Consider the following 18,770-nt stretch of genomic DNA (forward strand, 5'->3'; position numbering starts at 1 on the left):
TGCCCGCCTGCGCGCTCAAAAGCCATCATCTTCGCGCATGGGCTGCGTCAGGCAGCGGCCTGCAGCATGTTGCCCGCGCCGATCACCACGGTGGCGCCGACCAGCAGGGCGATGCCGCTCCACACGATGGTGCGGGTGCGCGCACTCGTGCCGCTCCATTCCTTGAGGGCAAAGCCCCATAGCGTGGAAAACAGGATGATCGAGGCCATGTGCAGCGTCCACGACGAGAAGCCGTACTTGCCCATCTGGCTTTCGCCCATGGTGTAGAAGAAGAACTGGCCATACCACAGCGTGCCGCCCAGCGCGGCGAGGGCATAGTTGCGCAGCAGCGGTGCGCGCCCGGTGCCGTCATTGGCCGCGCCCAGGAACTGCCCGGCGCTCCGGTTGCGCGCGATAAGGATCAGGCACCAGACCAGGTTGGTGGTTAGCCCGCCGGCAAGCACGACACACAGCACTGGCAGCCCCTGGCTGAGCGGATCGGTGCCAGCGGCCAGGGTCAGATCGCGGATCGGCTGCCCGGCATCGAGGCCCCAAGCAAAGCAGCCTGACATGACGCCGGAAAAGATCGCGATCAGGATGCCTTTCCTGAGGTTGAACTCTGCCACGCCCACGCTGGCGGTGCCGCCCAGGTCACGCTGCTTGGCGCTGCCGGCGCGGGCAACGACGATGATGCCGACAAGCGTGATGGCAATGCCCAGCAACGTGAGCTTGCCGCTGGTGGTGGCGGCAATATCGCCCAGCGTGCCATGGAAGATCGGCGGGCCCATCGTGCCGATCACGGTGGTGAGGCCCAGCGCCACGGCCATGCCCAGCGAGAGGCCGAGATAGCGCATGGTGAGGCCAAAGGTCAGCCCGCCAAAGCCCCACATCGCGCCCCAGAACCAACACCACAGCAAAGTCTGGCGCGGCGCGGCGGCGAGCACGCCAAGCAGATCATGCGTGCGCAGCGAGGCAAACAGCCAAGGCGCGATCGCCCACGAGAACAGCCCGCCCGCCAGCCAGAACACCTCCCACGACCAGCGGCTGATCCGCTTGTACGGCACATAGAAACTGGCCGAGGAAAAGCCCCCCAGCCAGTGAAACAGCACGCCCAGTGCCGGATTTCCGCCCATCGTCGTTGCTTCCTCTCGTGTTTCTTATCGTGGTGTCAGGCCGGTTGGGAAATGGCGGCGTGCCAGGCGGCGCGATAGGCGGCGATATCGCCTTCCAGCGGCGCGACCGGGACCAGTTCACCCTGTGGCTTGAGCGTGGGATCGATCAGGCGCAGCGCGCCGAACGACACGTCGTTGTGGGCATTGGCGGTATAGACCGCCAGGTCTGGGCGCAGTGCCGCCAGCGCGCGGACGAATACCTCTGCCTCGGCAAAGCGGCCTTCGACCAGAAGGTGGCCCCTGGCGCCGATCAGGCCGAGCGAGATATCGGCAACCAGTGCAGCATAGAGGCACGCGGCAGCGCGGCGGCCGTACCAGTCGCGCGGCTGGCCGATCCAGCCAAACGTGCCATGGGGCAGCGGGCCAAAGCCACGGCACAGCGTGGGCAGGATCATCGTGCCGTCGCGCAGGATATCGGGCACGGCGGCGAGCAGCGCGGGCTGATCGGGTTTGATATCGACCCGGCGCGTGTCGATCTCGATCAGGCTTTCGATCTCGCGCCCCCCCATGAACCGGGCAGAGGGCACGGGTTGGCCAAACACGTCGACATTGACCAGGCAATCGCGCGCTTCGGGCAGGGCGGCAAGATCAAATGCCCCGCGCGCCAGGCGCATGGCGATGAACCAGGTGCCGGTGGACAGGATCGTGGCATCCTGTCCGGCCAACTGGTCAAAGCCGCGCGCGGCCATCAGCGCGGCATTGGAATCGTGCAGCCCGGCAAGCACCCGCGTGGTGGCAGGCAGCCCGGTCGCGCGTGCCAGGCGCGGAGAGAGCAAGCCGACTTGCGCCGATGCGGGCACCACCGGGGCAAACTGATCGGCCCAGCCGCGCCGCGCCGCCATGGGCGCTAACGTGCCTTGGGCGGGGCTCCAAACATCGGAATGGCAGCCCAGGCTCGACACTTCGCTCGTGGCCGTACCGGTCAGGAACCACGCCCAATATTGCGCCCATGGCATCAGCGTGGCGCGGGTGGGGCCACCGGCAGCAAAGGCGGCGGGATAGAGCTGTTCGAGCCAGAACAACTGGCTGCCCAGGTTGAGGCCATCGGGCAGGGCGGGGGAGCCGGTGATGGCAAAGGCATCGCGCTGCGCTCGATAGGCGGCCATCACATCGTCGGGGATCGGCTGTTCGTAATCGAGCGGGGGAAACGCCAACGCGCCCTGTGCCACGCCAACCACGCCCGCGCCGTGTCCCACTGGCACGATCGTGTCGATCGGCGCATCGAGCGGGACGGCGGCAAATTCGCGCAAGGCGCCGATCAGCCAGTCGCCGATACCTTGCGCATCGAGCCGGCGCAGCCCGTCGATCTCGATCGGGGCATTGGGCCGCACCTTGCGGTCAAGCAGCGTGCCATCCGGGCGCCACAGGCTGACCTTGCTGAGCGTCTTGCCCAGATCGATGACGATGATGCTGCCGCGTGCCAAGCCACTCGCTCTCCGTTTGGTCGCGCGCGATGGGAGAATCTCCGCCGCCGGCGCCTTGTGTGGAAATGATCAATATCAATCATTCTTGATCAATTCCACCAAAAATGTTAGCAGCCCTGCGACGCGATGCAATCATCCTGGTTGTGCCGCCCCACGTTCACCGGCCAATCGGGCAGCGACTCGATGGCCCAATCCACGCAGGATGCCATGACCGTCGAAACGCTTGTTGCCGCAGACGCCGCCATTCCTTTTGCCGTGCCGACCAGCCGCTGGGACGATGCCCACGCCGCCACGCTGTCGCCGGCAGAGCTGCTGCTCTATCGCTCCAACCTGCTGGGTTCCGATCTGACGGTGACCAATTTTGGCGGGGGCAACACCTCGGCCAAGCTCACCGAAACCGATCCGTTGAGCGGCGCTGCGGTCGAGGTGCTGTGGGTCAAGGGGTCGGGCGGTGACATCGGCTCGATGAAGCTCGATGGCTTTGCCACGCTTTATCAGGACAAGCTGCTGGGCCTGGAAGCGCACTATGCCGGGCCGGACGATGACGACAAGATGGTCGGCTATCTGCCGCATTGCACGTTCAACCTGAATGGGCGCGCGGCCAGCATCGATACGCCGCTGCACTCGCTGCTGCCGTTTGCCCATGTCGACCACGTGCACCCCGATGCGATCATCGCGCTGGCAGCCTCTTCGGGCGGCGAAGCGGCGACGCAGGAAATCTGGGGCGGCAAGATCGGCTGGCTGCCGTGGAAGCGCCCCGGCTATACCCTGGGCGTCATGCTGCGCGATTATGTGCAGGCCAATCCGCAGGTCGAAGGCGTGATGCTGGCCGGGCATGGCATCATCTGCTGGGCCGACAGTGCCAAGGCCTGTTACGAACACACCGTGCAGTTGATTGCCGATGCCGCCGACTATCTCAACGCCAAGCTGGCGGGCAAGCCGGCGTTTGGCGGCCAGAAGGTGGCACCGAACCCGGATCGCGCGGCCATCGCGGCCGACCTCATGCCCCGCCTGCGCGGTTTCATGACCGGTGCGCGCCGCAAGCTTGGTCACTGGTCCGACGATGCCGAGGCGCTGGAATTTGCCGGGTCGGTTCAGTTCGAACGCCTTGCTGCGCTCGGCACCTCGTGCCCTGATCACTTCCTGCGCACCAAGATCGCGCCGCTGACGCTCGACCCGGCGCGTCTTCAGGATGATGCCTATCTGGCCGGAAAGATCGCCGATTACCGCGCCATGTATGCGGCCTATTACGAACGCTGCAAGCGTGCCAACAGCCCGGCGATGCGCGATTCCAACCCGGTCGTCGTGCTCGTGCCCGGCGTCGGCCGCATCACCTTTGCCACCGACAAGACCACCGCGCGCCTGGCCGGTGAATTCTATGGCAATGCCATCAACGTGATGCGCGGGGCCGAAGCGATCGGCGAATATATCGCGCTCGACGAGCAGGAAGCGTTCGACATCGAATACTGGCTGCTCGAAGAAGCCAAGCTGCAGCGCATGCCGGCGCCCAAGCCGATGGTCGGCAAGATCGCGCTGGTTACCGGCGGCGCCGGTGGCATTGGTGCGGCGACCGCCGCCCGCTTCCTGCGCGAAGGCGCCTGCGTTGTCCTGGCTGACCGGGATGCCACCGCTGCCGAGGACGTGCGCGCCGGCTTTGCCAAGCAGTTTGGCAAAGACGTGGTTCGCGCCGTGGCTTGCGACGTGACCGATGAAGCGCAGGTGCAGGCGGCCTTCGCCTATGCCGCGCGCGAGTTCGGCGGGCTCGATATCCTCGTCGCCAACGCCGGCATTGCTTCGTCCGCACCGATCGAGCAGACGACGCTGGAGCTGTGGGACCGCAACTTCGACGTGCTTGCCCAGGGCTATTTCCTTACCGCCAAGCACGCCTGGGGCTTGCTCAAGCGGATGAAGGAACAGGGCGGCACTTCGGTCGTGTTCATCGGGTCGAAGAACGCGGTGGCCGCCGCCGCCGGGGCTTCTGCCTATGCCAGCGCCAAGGCTGCGGCCAACCACTTGGCCCGCTGTCTTGCCCTGGAAGGCGCGCCCGAAGGCATTCGCGTCAACGTCGTGAACCCTGATGCGGTGATCAAGGGCAGCAAGATCTGGGACGGCGACTGGCGCAAGGAACGCGCGGCCTCGAACAAGATCGACGCCGGCGAGGAACTGGAAGCGCACTATCGCAACCGCTCGATGCTCAAGCGCGACGTGCTGCCCGAAGACATCGCCGAGGCGGCCTATTGGCTGGGTTCGGAAGCATCGGCCAAGTCGACCGGCAACATGATCAACGTGGACGCCGGCAACGTTCAGGCTTTCACGCGCTGAGCATTCGGGAGAGAACAAGACAATGACACACCTGCCGCTGTCGGCCGATCTGATCGCCGAAGCCAACGCCCGCCACGCCGATGCGCTGGACGAAGACTATACCGCGCTGGGACGCAAGCTGGCCCGCACCGGCATCGATATCGACGCCGTGCTGGGCCGCGTTGCCAGCTTTTCGGTGGCGGTGCCCAGCTGGGGCGCGGGCCGCGGCGGCACGCGCTTTGCCAAGTTCCCCATCCCCGGAGAGCCGACCAACATCCACGAAAAGCTGGAGGATTGCGCCGTCATCAACCAGCTTTCGCGGGTGACGCCGCGCGTTTCGCCGCATTTTCCGTGGGACAAGGTCAGCGACTTTGCCGCGCTGCGTGAAGAAGCCGCTGCGCTGGGCCTGGGCTGGGACGCGGTCAATTCCAACACGTTCCAGGATCAGCCGGGCCAGGCGCACACGTATGCCAACGGCTCGCTGTCGGCCCAGGATGCCGCCACCCGCCAGCAGGCGGTGGAACACAACATCGAATGCATCGAGATCGGCAAGCAGCTCGGCTCAACCGACCTGACGGTGTGGGTGGGCGATGGCACCAACTTCCCCGGCCAGCAGGACTTTGCCCGCAGCCTGGATCGCTATCTCGATGCCGCTTCGCAAGTCTATGCCGCGCTGCCCGATGATTGGCGCATGCTGCTGGAACACAAGATGTTCGAGCCGGCATTCTATTCCACGGTGATTTCCGATTGGGGCAGCTCGATCCTGGCGGCGCAGGAACTGGGCCCCAAGGCCAAGTGCTTGGTCGACCTGGGCCACCATGCCCCCAACGTGAACATCGAGCAGATCGTGGCGCGGCTGCACCGCTTCGGCAAGCTGGGCGGCTTCCACTTCAACGACAGCAAGTATGGCGACGATGATCTCGATTCCGGATCGATCAACCCGCACCAGCTGTTCCTGGTGTTCAACGAACTGGTCGAGGCCGAGCTGAACCCGCGCGACGGTTTCAATCCGAGCTATATGATTGATCAATCGCACAACGTGACCGATCCGATCGAATCCATGCTGTCTTCGGCCGAAGCGATCACCGGCTGCTTTGCCAAGGCTTTGCTGGTCGATCGCGATGCACTGCATGCGGCGCAAGAGAGCAACGACACGATGATGGCGTTTCAGGCGCTGCGCCGCGCCTATTCGATCGACGTGGCGCCGATCCTGGCCAAGGCGCGTGTGGCCGCTGGCGGGGCGATCGACGTGTTGGAAGCCTATCGCCTGAGCCAGTATCGCGCGCGCAAGGCGCAGGAGCGCAAGGCGGTGGGGCTGGGCGCCGGCATCGTCTGACGCAGCGCCGTGCATGATGGCGGGGCACGACCGGGGCAGGGGGCGAAGCGCGCCAACCCCTTGCCCTGACGAGCCAAATGGCCAAAACCGAAAACTGATTTCCCAGGAGAGAATTGCATGATCGAGCCGGCGCTTTGCCGCATCCGCACCGCCCTGCTGCTGGCCAGCGCACTTGCCGGCGTGGGTGCTGGCATTGGCAGCGGCAGCGTGGCCATGGCGGCACCCGATCCGGCGCCGCCAGTGCCGGGCGTGGCGGCGGTGCATGCCGGCACGGCCGTGCCGCTCGATCTGCAGTTCCGCGATCCGCCCGCCTCGGCCCGGCCGCGCGTGTGGTGGCACTGGATGAACGGCAATGTCACCAAGGATGGCATCGCCAAGGACATTGACTGGATGAGCCGCATGGGCATCGGCGGCCTCCAGGCGTTCGATGCCGGGTTGATGACGCCGCAGGTGGTCGATCATCGCCTGGTGTTCATGTCGCCGGAATGGAAGGACGCGTTCCGCTTTGCCGCCTATACCGCCGACGCGCGCGGGCTTGAACTGGCCATTGCCTCCTCGCCCGGCTGGTCGGAAACAGGCGGCCCGTGGGTGCAGCCGGCCGATGCGCTCAAGAAAGTGGTGTGGAGCGAAACCGTGGTGCCCGGTGGCGCCGCGCTGACCGCGCCGCTGCCAGCGCCGCCGCGCGTGACCGGCACGTTCCAGGATATGGAGCTGAACGACCCGCTGGCGGCGCTGACCAAGGAAGGCCCGGAACAGGCGCACGAATTCTATGCCGACGTGGCCGTGCTGGCGGTGCCGGTGGATGCTGGCCAGGTTGATTTGCCTGTGCCGGCCATCACTGGCCCGGATGGCAAGTCGCTCGATGCCGCAGCACTGACCGGCGACAGCTTTGCCAAGCGGCAGATGGTCGCCCATGGCAGTGCCGAGCAGCCGTCGATCTTGCTGGCGCGGTTTGCCCGGCCGCAGACCGTGCGGGGTGTCAGCCTGTTCATGGCCGGGGCCAAGGCGATGTTTGCTGGTGCCGTGGTGGCGCCGCGCCTGGAAGCGAGCAGCGACGGCACGACCTGGACCAAGGTGGCCGATATTCCGGTGTCGAATGCGCCAACCTCGGTGAGCTTTGCCCCGGTTACCGCCAGCCAGTTCCGCGTGGTCCTGGCGCCGCTGCCGTTCAAGGGCTCGAACCTGGGCGATCCGGCGCCGGGTGCCGCCACCGACGTGGGCTTCATGAAGATGATGTCCGCTGGCGCCACCGCGCCGTTCGATCTGCGCCACTTCCGCCTCTATGCCCAGCCGCGGGTTGACCGGTTCGAGGCCAAGGCCGGCTTTGCCGTGGAGCAGGACTATTACGCGCTGGGCACGCCCGATGCTGCCGCCACTGGGACCGATGCGGCCAAGGTGGTGAACCTGACCGGCAAGCTGCGCCCCGATGGCACGCTCGATTGGACACCGCCGGCCGGCAGCGCCTGGCGCATTCTGCGCTTTGGCACCAGCCTGCTGGGCACGACCAACCACCCGGCCGCGCCCGAGGCCACCGGGCTGGAAGTGGACAAGTTCGATGGCGCGGCAGTGCGGCGCTATCTGACGCATTATCTGGGAATGTATCGCGATGCCGCCGGGGCAGACCTGATCGGGCGGCGCGGGGTTACCGCGCTGTTGACCGATTCCATCGAGGTGGGCGCAGCCAACTGGACGCCCAAGATGATCGACCAGTTCAAGCGCCTGCGCGGCTATGACCCAACGCCCTGGCTGCCGACGCTGGCCGGCGTATTGATCGGCAGCCGCGCCGATGCCGATCGCTTTCTTTACGACTGGCGCCGCACCCTGGCGGATCTGCTCGCCTCGGAACACTATGGCATGGTGGCCCAGGTGGCGCACGAAAACGGCCTCAAGGTCTATGGCGAGGCGCTGGAGGACAATCGCCCGATGCTGGGCGACGACATGGCGATGCGCGCCCGGGCCGATGTGCCGATGGCCGCGCTGTGGACCTTTTCGCGCCAGGCTGGCCCCAACCCCAGCTATCTGGCCGACATGAAGGGCGCGGCTTCTGTTGCGCATGTCTATGGCCAGAACCTGGTGGCGGCCGAATCCATGACCTCGGCACTGGCGCCCTGGGCCTATACACCCAAGGACTTGCGCCGCATCATCGACCTGGAATTCGTCAGCGGGATCAACCGCCCGGTGGTGCACACCTCGGTCCATCAGCCCACCGATGACAAGGTGCCAGGCCTTTCGCTGATGATCTTTGGCCAGTTCTTCAACCGCCACGAAAGCTGGGCGGAAATGGCCCGGCCCTGGGTGGATTACATGGCGCGCAATTCGCTACTGTTGCAGCAGGGGCGCAACGTGGCCGATGTCGCCTATTTCTATGGCGAGGAAGCGCCGCTGACCGGCCTCTATGGCAAGGCGCCGGTGGCCGATGCGCCCAAGGCCAACGCCTATGACTTCGTCAATGCCGATGCGCTGGGCGGGGTGCTGCTCAACCAGGGCAACGAACTCGTCAGCCAGGGTGGGGCACGCTATCGCGCGGTCTACCTGGGTGGCTCATCGCGGATGATGACGCTCAAGACCCTGCGCCGGCTGGCCGAACTGGTCGATGGCGGGGCCAGCGTGATTGGCCTGGCGCCGCAGGGATCGCCGGCGCTCGATGATGCGCAACCTGCCAACGCGGCGCAGTGGCAGCAGCTGGTGGCGCGGCTGTGGCCCGGCAGCGGCGATGCCATGGTGGGCAAGGGCCGGGTGATCGCGCTGGCTGACGTGGACGCGGGGCTGGCGCGGCTGGGCGTGGCGCCCGATTTCCGCTTGGTCGGCGCGAGTGACGCGCAAGTGCCGTTCGTCCATCGCCAGTTGACCGATGGCGACGCGTGGTTCCTGGTCAACCGGCTTGACCGTAACGAGACGTTCGAGGCGCATTTCCGTGTGACCGGCAAGCAGCCCGAATTGTGGCATGCCGACAGCGGCAAGGTAGAGCCGGTTTCGTGGCGCAGCGAGAATGGCGAAACCATCGTGCCGTTGACCCTGGCTGCAGAGGAATCGGTGTTCGTCGTGTTCCGCAAGGCGACCACCGCCACCCATGGCGAGGTACGCGCCAGCCATGATGTGCCGCTGGGGCCCCTGGCCGGCAAGCCCGGCACCGGCTGGACGGTGGCGTTCCAGGCCGGGCGCGGCGCGCCGGTGACGCTGGCTATGCCCACGCTGGCGCGGCTCGACCAGAATGCCGACGCTGGGGTGCGCTATTTCTCGGGCATGGCCACCTATGCCCGCACGTTCCGCCTGCCCAAGGGCTGGAAGAAGGGCCAGGCACTGTGGCTCGATCTGGGGGAGGTGCACGACATTGCCGAGGTCACGGTCAACGGCCAGACGCTGGGCACGCAATGGCATGCGCCCTATCGCTTTGACGTGGGCAGCGCGGTGCACAACGGCAACAACACGATCGCCGTGCGTGTCGCCAACAGCTGGGTCAACCGCCTGATCGGCGATGCCCAGCCCGGCGCCACGAAGGTAACCTGGACGGCGATCCCGACCTACAATGCCGATGCGCCGCTGCGCCCATCGGGCCTGGTGGGGCCGGTGGTGCTGGGCACTACCCACTGACGCGGGGGCACTGAACCCCGTTTCAGGCCTCGGGCAGGGGCGGGGCGATCGAGTCCCGCTCCACCAGGTGATAGGGCAGCAGGCGCAGCGCGGGCGCCGCATCACCCTCGCGGTCCATCAGCAGGCTGGCGGCGGCATAGCTCATTTCCTGGATCGGCTGGTAAACCGTGGTGAGGTAGGGCCAGACCGACCGCGCCACCCAGCTATCGTCAAACCCGCAGATCGACACATCGCGCGGCACGGCAAGGCCGGCCCGCGAACAGGCAACCAGCGCGCCGGCCGCCGAATCGTCGTTGGTGGCAAAGATGGCGGTGGGGCGCGGGGTGTGTGCCAGCAGATCGGCCCCGGCGCTGATGCCGCCTTCAAACGAAAACCCGCCGTTGGCTTCCACCACCGGGCCGGTGTGGCCGAGGTCGGCCAGGGCGGCAAGAAAGCCAAGGCGGCGGCGCGCGGCGGCGCCATGGTTGGGCGGCCCGGTCAGCACGCCAAAGCGGCGATGCCCGGCTTGCCACAGCATCTGCGCCACGGCCGCCCCGGCGGCCGTATCGTCCATGCCGATGCCCGGCGCCTCCAGGCTGGGCTTTTCCGGTGCGACGCGCACATGGCGCACGCCCTGTTCGCGCAGGAAATCGAGCACCACTGGCAGATCGGCCAGCGGCGGGGTCAACACAAAGCCATCGCAGCGTCCGTTGCGCAGCAATGCGGCAAGATCAGCCACGATCTCGGCATCGGGACGGGCCGAATCGATACGGTCGATGCGCAGGTGATACTGGTTGTCGACACAGGCCTGATAGGCGCCGGCCTGGATTTTCATCGTGTAGTTGGGGCTGGGATTGTCGAACAGCACGCTGATGATGAACGAGCGCGCCCCGGCCAGGGAGCGCGCCGCCAGATCGGGGACATAGTCCAGATCGGCAATCGCCTTTTCCACCTTGATACGCAGCGTATCAGATACATGCGGCTCGCGGTTGATCACACGCGACACGCTCTTGAGCGACACCCCGGCATGCCGCGCCACATCGTTCATCGTGATGTTACCCGTCGCGCGGCCGGCTGTGGTGGGTGCCGCATCGTTGTCGTCGTCGGCGCTACTGGCGGTTGCAGAGGGGCGGTGGCTTTGCGCGGGATCGGGCATGGGCCAAGCTATGAACGCAATTGTCCGGCAAGCCAACCTGAACAGGTAATTGACAACGCTGACAAGCGGCGGCACGATAACGCGGAACAAGCAGGTGGCGCTGTAGCCATCAACGGGAAGGGTGCATGAAGATGGGCAGGAGATTTCTTTCGGCCGTGGCGCTGGCTGCGGTCGGAGCAGGGCTGGCGCAGGGTTCGGCCCAGGCGCAGGCGCCAAGCAGCGCGCTGGTCGACATGACCGCGGCGCAGGCACGGGCCGATCAGACCGTCAAGGCAATGCAGCCGGACGAGCGCACCACGTTGACCCACGGCATCATGGCCATCCAGTTGTTTCCCGGTGCCCCGCCGATCCCGGCTGACGCGGTGCCAGGCGCCGGTTACATCGCCGGGTTGCCGCGCCTGGGTGTGCCGGCGCTCAAGGAAACCGACGCAAGCCTGGGTGTGGCCTGGGTTTCGGGTGCGCGCAAGCGGGGCGCGACAGCGCTGCCATCGGGCATTGCCCAGGCGGCGAGTTGGGATCCGGCGGTGATGCAGGCGGGCGGTGCGATGATCGGCGCCGAAGCGCGCGCCAGCGGCTTCAACGTGCTGCTGGCGGGCGGCGTCAATCTGACGCGCGATCCGCGCAATGGGCGCACGTTCGAATATCTCTCGGAAGACCCGCTGCTCTCGGGCGTGCTGGTGGGCGCGGCGATCCGTGGCATCCAGTCCAACAACATTATTTCCACGATCAAGCACTTCGCGCTCAATGGCCAGGAAACCGGGCGCCAGTTCGTGGACATCCAGATCGGCAATTCCGCGGCGCGCGAAAGCGATCTGCTGGCTTTCCAGATCGGCATCGAACAGGGCCAGCCCGGCTCTGTCATGTGCGCCTATAACCGCGTCAACGGTGATCGCGCGTGCGACAACAGCTGGCTGCTCAACACCGTGCTCAAGCGCGATTGGGGCTACAAGGGCTTTGTCATGTCTGACTGGGGCGCGGTGCCTGGGCTCGATGCAGCGATGGCCGGGCTCGATCAGCAATCGGGCGAACAGCTCGACAAGGCGGTCTATTTCGGCAGCAAGCTGGCGGAAAAGGCGGCGACCGACAAGGCGTGGGCCGCGCGCTTGGCTGATATGAACCGCCGCGTGCTGACCGCGATATATGCCACGGGCGTCGACAAGAACCCGGTAACCCCGGGCGGCCAGTGGGATGCGGCGGCGCATGCGGCCGTTGCCGAACAGACGGCGATTGCCGGCATGGTCCTGCTGCGCAACCAGAACAACGCCCTGCCGCTGCTGCGTGATGCCAAGAGCGTGGCGGTGATCGGCGGCTATGCCGATGGCGGCGTGCTGTCGGGCGGCGGATCGAGCCAGGTTCAGGGCGATGGTGGCCCAGTCGTGTCGCGCCCGGTGCTGGCGGGCGGCATGTTTGCCGGGATCATGCAGCAGCAGTTCCACCGCTCCAGCCCGCTCGATGCGATCAAGGCGCGGGTGCCGCAGGCGGCCATCCATTTCCGTGACGGGCGCTATATTGCCGATGCGGTAGAGGCGGCGCGCCGGTCTGACGTGGCGATCGTGTTCGCCACCGAATGGCGCACCGAAGGGCTCGATCAGCCCGATCTGTCCTTGCCCGATGGCCAGGATGCGCTGATCGCGGCGGTGGCAGCGGCCAATCCGCGCACGATCGTGGTGCTGGAAACCGGTGGCCCGGTGGCGATGCCGTGGCTGGACAAGACCGCGGCCGTGCTCGAAGCGTGGTATCCCGGCGCGCGCGGGGGCGAGGCGATCGCCAAGGTGCTGTTCGGCGAGGCCAACCCCGGCGGGCGCCTGCCGGTCACGTTCCCCGCCAGCGTGGCGCAACTGCCCCGGCCCAAGCTCGATGGCAGCGATACGCTCGATCCTGATTTCATGGGCAACCCGCCCACGCCGACCACCACGCTCAAGGCCGACTACAATATTGAGGGTGCGGATGTGGGCTATCGCTGGTTTGCCCGCACCGGGGCCAAGCCACTGTTCCCGTTCGGCTATGGCCTGAGCTACACCAGCTTTGCCCAGGATGGGCTGAGCGTGGATGGCAAGACCGCACGCTTTACCCTGCGCAACACCGGCAAGGTGGCGGGCGATGATGTCGGCCAGGTCTATCTGGTCGATCGTGCCGGCACGGCCAAGCGCCGCCTCGTCGGCTTTACCCGCGTGCATCTGGAGCCGGGCGAAAGCAAGACTGTCAGCGTGGCGATCGACCAGCGCCTGCTCGCCGATTGGCGGGATGATGGCAAGGGCAGTGGCGGCTGGACGCTGCCGGCGGGCAACTATGGCTTTGCGCTGGGCAGCGATGCGCAGACGCTGGGGCAGGTGGTGACGGTGCGCCTGGCGGCGCGCAACTGGAAGGATTGAAGATCATGACCTTTCGCAAAACGCTGATGCTGTCAGGATTGATGCTTGCTGGCGCGCTGTCGCTGCCGGGCGCTGCGCTTGCCAAGGCTGCGCCAGCGGCGCCTGCCGCGCCAACCGTGACGGTGGCCCAGGGCACCCTGGTGGGGGCGGTGGAAGGCACCGTCGCCAGTTTCAAGGGCATTCCCTATGCCGCGCCGCCGGTCGGTGACTTGCGTTGGCGCGCGCCACAGCCGGCTGCGGCATGGAGTGCGCCGCGCGATGCCACGCACTATGGCCACGATTGCGCGCAGGCGCCGTTCCCGCCCGATGCCGCGCCGATCCGCACCCAGCCGGCCGAGGACTGCCTCTATCTCAACGTGTGGAAGCCGGCGGGTGCGGCCGCCAATGCCCGGCTGCCGGTGATGGTTTGGGTGCACGGTGGCGGCTTCGTCAACGGCGGCACGTCGCCGGCGGTCTATTCCGGCGCGGCCTTTGCCCGCGATGGCGTGGTCCTGGTCAGCCTCAACTACCGGCTCGGCCGCTTCGGCTTCTTCGCCCATCCCGCGCTCAAGGATGAAGGGCTGGGCGGCAACTTCGGCTTCCTCGACCAGATCGCCGCGCTCAAGTGGGTGCAGGCCAATGTCGCCGCATTCGGTGGCGATCCGGCCAACGTTACCGTGTTTGGCGAAAGTGCCGGCGGGATGAGCATGCACATGCTGCTGCAATCGCCGCTGGCGCGCGGACTGTTTGCCCGCGCGATCATCGAATCCGGCGGTGGGCGCGATGGCACCTTGCCGATGCCGACGATGGCCCGTGCGGCCAAGATCGGCGCCGATTTTGCCCCCGGCCTCGATGCCGCCGCGCTGCGCGCGCTGCCCGAGGCAAAGGTGACCGGCAACCTCAGCATGATGACCATGGCGCAGACCGGCTATTCCGGGCCGATGGTGGATGGGCAAACGATCGTGGGCGCGTCCAACGATGCCGCCGCCGCTGGCATCGATGCGCCCGTGCCGGTGATGATCGGCGCCAATTCGGCCGATGGTTTCCCGATGACGACCGACAAGGCCGCTATCTTTGCCACCTATGGCGCCGATGCCGACAAAGCGCGCGCGCTCTATGATCCCCAGGGCACGGCCACCGGCCTGATTGTGGGCACGATGACCAGTGCCGACCGCATGTTCATCGAGCCGGCGCGCACCATCGCGCGCGCGCTGGCCGCGCGTCAGCCGGTCTATCTCTATCGCTTTGCCTATGCCCATCCCGAGCCGCTCGAAAAGATGGGCGGCGCGCCGCATGCCTCGGAACTGCCCTATGTGTTTGACAGCCTGGCCGGGCGCACCACGCCCAAGGCCATCGCCGCCGAACAGCCCGTGGCCGATCTGACGCACAAGATGTGGGTGGCGTTTGCCAAGACCGGGCGCCCCGATGGCCTGCCCGGCCTGGCGCCCTGGCCCAAGGTGACGCCCACCGACACGACCGTGCACCTGATCACTGCAGCAGGCGCCACGCAGGTGGAAGATCCCTATCGCGCGCGGATCGATTTCGTGGAGCAGCGGATCAAGTCATAAGATACCGATCCCGGTGCAATGCCGCGGGCAATCGCCGCATTGCACCGGGATATTCAAGCGTTGGCGTTGACATTCGCACGCAACCGGCTTTTTGTATTTCCCATGCTCTCGCAAAAAACGCGTTATACGATCCGTGCCCTGCAGCATCTGTCCGACACGTTTGGACAAGGCCCAGTGCGGCTTGACGCGATTGCCGAGGCGCAGAACATCCCGCGCAAGTTCCTGACCGTGATCCTGTCGGAAATGGCCCGCGAAGGCGTGGTGGTTTCGCAGCGCGGTCGCGACGGCGGCTATGAACTGGCGCTGCCCCCGGTGGACATCCGCTATGGCGACATCATCCGCCTGACGCGCGGCAGCCTGGCCCTGGTGCCCTGCGCCAGCCGCAACGCCCACGAACACTGCGCCAACTGCCTGCCCGAGGCCGATTGCCGCCTGCGCGGGCTGATGATCCGCCTGCGCGATGAAATGGCCGACATGCTCGACAAGGTCACCCTGGCCGACGCGATCACGCTGGTGCCCCCGTTCGAAGAGACCGCGGTCTAATCCTTCCCCGCTTCTCGTCACCCCGGACGTGATCCGGGGTCCCGCTGCCGACCTGCCTGCTCAGAAAAAAGCGGATTCCGGGTCTAGCCCAGGATGACGAACGATCGGGGCATTCCCGGAAAAATGCAATCAACCGCAACTTTTGCGGGGGCCGCGCAACCTTCGCTTGGCGAGTGCCAAGCCGCTGGCTATAGGACGGCGCATGACCCTTCCTGCTTCTGGCCGCAGCCCGCTGCGCATCGCCGTTCTTGCCGCCGCCACTGTTGCCATGGGCCTGACCGCAGGGTGCGCGGGCGGGGGCAAGGCCAAGAAGGACGTGGCCTATGTCGCCCGCGACGTGGACACGCTCTACATGACGGCCAAGGACCGGCTGGACAAGGGCGACGCCAAGCAGGCCGCCGCGCTGTTCGACGAAGTGGAGCGCCAGCACCCCTATTCGCCCTGGGCCCGCCGCGCGCAGCTGATGGGTGCGTTCAGCTATTACGTGGCGCGCGACTATGCCAAGTCGGTGCAGACCGCGCAGCGCTTCCTGTCGATCCACCCCGGCAACAAGGACGCGCCCTATGCCTATTACCTGGTGGCGCTGTGCTATTACGAGCAGATCAGCGACGTCACGCGTGACCAGAAGATCACCCAGCAGGCGCTGACCGCGCTGACCGAAGTGATCCGCCGCTATCCCAACACCGACTATGCCACCGACGCCCGCCTCAAGCTCGACCTGGTGAACGACCACCTGGCCGGCAAGGAAATGGAAGTGGGCCGCTTTTACGAAAAGAGCGGCAAGTGGCTGGCCGGCACGCTGCGCTTCCGCGTGGTGATCGACAAGTACCAGACCACCAGCCACACGCCCGAGGCACTGTTCCGCCTGGTCGAATGCTACCTGGCCCTGGGCATCCGCGACGAAGCCCAGAAGACCGCCGCCGTGCTGGGCGCCAACTATCCCGGCAGCGAATGGTACAAGCGCGCCTTCAAGCTGATGAACGCCAAGGGCGACGATATCAGCGCGGTGTGATCGGCTGCGCTGATTGCAAGGTTGGGGAAGGGCGCCTGCGGGGCGCCCTTTTTCGTTGTGGCGGCGGTGATGGCGGCCCGGCACTATGAGCGGTATGTTCGCGCGAGTCTTCGGAAGCTGGCGAAGATGACGAAGGCGAATGAGGGGGCGAGAATACGTTGCACTATCAGTGAGGGGTGGGGGCGTAGTCATCAGCTATTCAAATGACCTACCCATAATTGGGCCTTGCTACGTATTTATCAATACGATGGAATAGATTCACCCAAAGGGTGAATTTTATTTCAATTGAACGGACTATCAGCGGTTAGAAATAGAAACCCCACGCCTAAAGTTAACTTTCCAATCCATTGCTTTCCCCGTATAATTACAGGGTCTGCTTCAAACAGGATGCGCAATTCAGCATCCCTCATTTTGGCGAGCGCAGAACGCAGCCCTGCTCCGGCATGCGCTAGGCGGCGAATGTGCTCTCGGTCGATTTCACCTGCTGCCTCTTGGAAGTTTCCTCCTGTTAGTTCGGCAAGCAAGTCCTGGAAGCGCCTTCGAGCCTCATTGCGACTCTCGTGTTCCAATTCTTGATGTGAGTCTAAAATTACAGGCATAGCTGCCCGTAGTTCTCTTTCTCCGAGAAGGACCTTTGCCTCCTGAAGCGCTTTCCGGTTTGATGGCTCAGTGGCGAAATAATCGATCGCGGCTTCGACAGCCCGTCGGATGTCTTCGCGCGTAACCTCAAACAGTTTTGTTATGTTGTCGCGACGAGCGCGCCTAGCTTCCGAGCGCCGATTCACCCAGAGCGAGACGATGAAGCTGACCAGCGCCGGCGTAAACCAAGCTGACAAAAATGAAGACAAGTTTAGTTTTGCCCGGATGCGGCTTCAGCAAAGCGCCAAGCCAGGAAAGGATAGGCATCGAGTTCTGGATCCGAATGGCGAAATTCGACGAGTCTTCTTAGCGTCGTCAGATCGATACCTCGGCGAACGATGCCACCAAAAACCTCTTCAAGAAACGAGGACGGAAGACCCTCGACACCGTCGATGTCGAGCACGACGCGATCACCGCGAGCTAAAAGCGGGCGTAGCACGTCTTCTCGAAATGCTTCGCCCGTAAATGGGCCATCGTTTCGCCTTCTGCCCGCAGGAAAAGGCGAAAAGTCTTTAGCGATTGTGATCGTTTTTACGTCAGTCACGCAGCCCAATCTCCCATTCAATCAACGTCCCAAAGAACGGGGCCTTGCGCGTTACCCCTGATACCACACCGCCAGCGTTGTAGGAAACGCTTCCTCGTTCGCTGGTTATCCTCAGAAAGCCATTGCCTAATTTATCAATCCATGCGGTCATTTCTGCTAAGCCTTGGCCTCGGCCTTTCTCGCCGGTTGAAGTTCGACCTACTTCTAACGCTGCGGTTATCAGCCGGTGCGCATCTCGCTCAGGATGAAGTCTACCTCCACCAAGTTTGCTCAACACGTCCGACCAATGCTCAGATCTGGGAAGCGTTGCAGGAATGCCAACCCCCTGATCATACAACTGGAGTGATACGATGTTTGAATCGCTATTCCACGTTCCGGCAGCCCACCACTGCCCGGTGGCTTTGGTGGGCCAGATTCCAATGTGCCGAGGATACGCGTGCCTTGTGTTTGCAATGGCTTCGGAGATGGCTTCATAGACAGTCGTGCGCGGCCCGATTTTCTTGCCGCACAGCGCCTCCACCCTATCTCTCAATTTCGCCCCGATTTCACCTTTTACCGAACGTCCGCGGACAAAACGCACGGCTTGCAAGGGGCCGCTTTCATTTTCATCGTCAATGATTTGAGGCTCGATTCCAAGCAATTCGAATAGCCCAGCCTGCTGGAAGTAGGATCGCACGGCAGGATCCCACTCCGCGTCCAAAGAGCGAGGCTTGATGCCGGTTACCAATCGGCGCCGGTCGAGTTCCGCAGCGAGCACGAGGCCCGCGCCGGGTGATATCGTCTTCAAGGCGCCAAAATCTGTGAAATGTATCAGCTTTGCTCCAGTTTCAGGATGAACCACCGGTTGCGTGCTGGAGCGGCCCCGTATTTCCATAAGGAATGCGAGCGTTTCTTCGTAGTTTTCCATAAGATCAAGGTGCGCGGGTGGCTGCAAGACGCAGCACCCAGGGCGCTCATCGTAGATCACTCGTGATGGTGGCAGTAAGCGCTTCGCTGCGTCGAACCGCTCTTTCGCTGCACGTCGTAGTGCGCTGAGTTTTCCGGGAAATCGGATTGAGTGAAGCCGAAGCTGACGGCGTGCTCTACGCATATGCCGAAGTTTTTGCTTCGTTGTGAGTTTCCGCAAAGGCCCCCTCCCGTAAATAGGAACGGGCGCATACCTTGCGCTAAGGCTG

The 18,770-nt window shown here is 64.9% G+C and carries 13 protein-coding genes; 7 read left to right on the top strand and 6 right to left on the bottom strand.

Annotated features, from left to right (window positions below):
• Positions 1–47: 47 nt before the first annotated feature.
• Both rhaT and ABIC78_RS05935 read right to left on the bottom strand, forming a co-directional pair.
• Entirely contained in the window at positions 48–1,112 is a 1,065-nt protein-coding gene (rhaT, locus tag ABIC78_RS05930) for an L-rhamnose/proton symporter RhaT (RefSeq protein ID WP_054131048.1), read from the bottom strand.
• Positions 1,113–1,147: 35 nt separating this feature from the next.
• Entirely contained in the window at positions 1,148–2,575 is a 1,428-nt protein-coding gene (locus ABIC78_RS05935) for an FGGY-family carbohydrate kinase (RefSeq protein WP_354488272.1), read from the bottom strand.
• Between the two features lie 126 nt (positions 2,576–2,701).
• Between ABIC78_RS05935 and ABIC78_RS05940 the strand changes: the two genes are divergently transcribed.
• The 3 genes from ABIC78_RS05940 (at position 2,702) to ABIC78_RS05950 (ending at position 9,803) form a co-directional block, all read left to right on the top strand.
• A complete protein-coding gene (locus tag ABIC78_RS05940) occupies positions 2,702–4,897 on the top strand; it encodes a bifunctional rhamnulose-1-phosphate aldolase/short-chain dehydrogenase (protein ID WP_354488274.1) in 2,196 nt (731 codons plus the stop codon).
• 22 nt (positions 4,898–4,919) lie between these two features.
• Positions 4,920–6,212 carry an L-rhamnose catabolism isomerase gene (gene rhaI, locus ABIC78_RS05945; RefSeq protein ID WP_354488276.1) on the top strand — a complete coding sequence of 431 codons (1,293 nt, stop codon included), beginning with the start codon at positions 4,920–4,922 and terminating at the stop codon, positions 6,210–6,212.
• 117 nt (positions 6,213–6,329) lie between these two features.
• Positions 6,330–9,803 (top strand): glycosyl hydrolase, encoded by a 3,474-nt coding sequence (locus ABIC78_RS05950; RefSeq protein WP_354488278.1) that lies wholly within the window; start codon positions 6,330–6,332, stop codon positions 9,801–9,803.
• A 22-nt stretch (positions 9,804–9,825) separates the two neighbouring features.
• Here ABIC78_RS05950 and ABIC78_RS05955 read toward each other — a convergent pair whose 3' ends face one another.
• Positions 9,826–10,938 carry a LacI family DNA-binding transcriptional regulator gene (locus ABIC78_RS05955; protein WP_054131051.1) on the bottom strand — a complete coding sequence of 371 codons (1,113 nt, stop codon included), beginning with the start codon at positions 10,936–10,938 and terminating at the stop codon, positions 9,826–9,828.
• A gap of 131 nt (positions 10,939–11,069) precedes the next feature.
• Here ABIC78_RS05955 and ABIC78_RS05960 point away from each other — a divergent pair, with 131 nt between their 5' ends.
• The 4 genes from ABIC78_RS05960 (at position 11,070) to ABIC78_RS05975 (ending at position 16,412) form a co-directional block, all read left to right on the top strand.
• Positions 11,070–13,310 carry a beta-glucosidase family protein gene (locus ABIC78_RS05960; RefSeq protein ID WP_502915643.1) on the top strand — a complete coding sequence of 747 codons (2,241 nt, stop codon included), beginning with the start codon at positions 11,070–11,072 and terminating at the stop codon, positions 13,308–13,310.
• 5 nt (positions 13,311–13,315) lie between these two features.
• Positions 13,316–14,857, top strand: coding sequence for a carboxylesterase/lipase family protein (locus ABIC78_RS05965; RefSeq protein ID WP_354488283.1), 1,542 nt, complete (start codon positions 13,316–13,318; stop codon positions 14,855–14,857).
• 102 nt (positions 14,858–14,959) lie between these two features.
• Positions 14,960–15,400, top strand: coding sequence for an RrF2 family transcriptional regulator (locus ABIC78_RS05970; RefSeq protein ID WP_022677031.1), 441 nt, complete (start codon positions 14,960–14,962; stop codon positions 15,398–15,400).
• Between the two features lie 202 nt (positions 15,401–15,602).
• Positions 15,603–16,412 (top strand): outer membrane protein assembly factor BamD, encoded by an 810-nt coding sequence (locus tag ABIC78_RS05975; RefSeq protein ID WP_022677032.1) that lies wholly within the window; start codon positions 15,603–15,605, stop codon positions 16,410–16,412.
• 281 nt (positions 16,413–16,693) lie between these two features.
• Here ABIC78_RS05975 and ABIC78_RS05980 read toward each other — a convergent pair whose 3' ends face one another.
• Genes ABIC78_RS05980 through ABIC78_RS05990 form a run of 3 tightly spaced genes read right to left on the bottom strand, consistent with a single transcriptional unit; the run spans position 16,694 to position 18,502 of the window.
• Positions 16,694–17,260 (bottom strand): hypothetical protein, encoded by a 567-nt coding sequence (locus tag ABIC78_RS05980; protein WP_354488286.1) that lies wholly within the window; start codon positions 17,258–17,260, stop codon positions 16,694–16,696.
• 2 nt (positions 17,261–17,262) lie between these two features.
• Positions 17,263–17,595, bottom strand: coding sequence for an STAS-like domain-containing protein (locus ABIC78_RS05985; protein WP_354488287.1), 333 nt, complete (start codon positions 17,593–17,595; stop codon positions 17,263–17,265).
• The gene (locus ABIC78_RS05990; RefSeq protein ID WP_354488289.1) at positions 17,588–18,502 is read right to left on the bottom strand and encodes a hypothetical protein; all 915 of its coding nucleotides are present in this window, start codon (positions 18,500–18,502) and stop codon (positions 17,588–17,590) included. The genes ABIC78_RS05985 and ABIC78_RS05990 overlap by 8 nt, the downstream gene beginning before the upstream one ends.
• Positions 18,503–18,770 lie beyond the last annotated feature (268 nt).

The organism is Novosphingobium sp. 1529, assembly GCF_040544855.1.
Taxonomy (GTDB): domain Bacteria; phylum Pseudomonadota; class Alphaproteobacteria; order Sphingomonadales; family Sphingomonadaceae; genus Novosphingobium; species Novosphingobium capsulatum.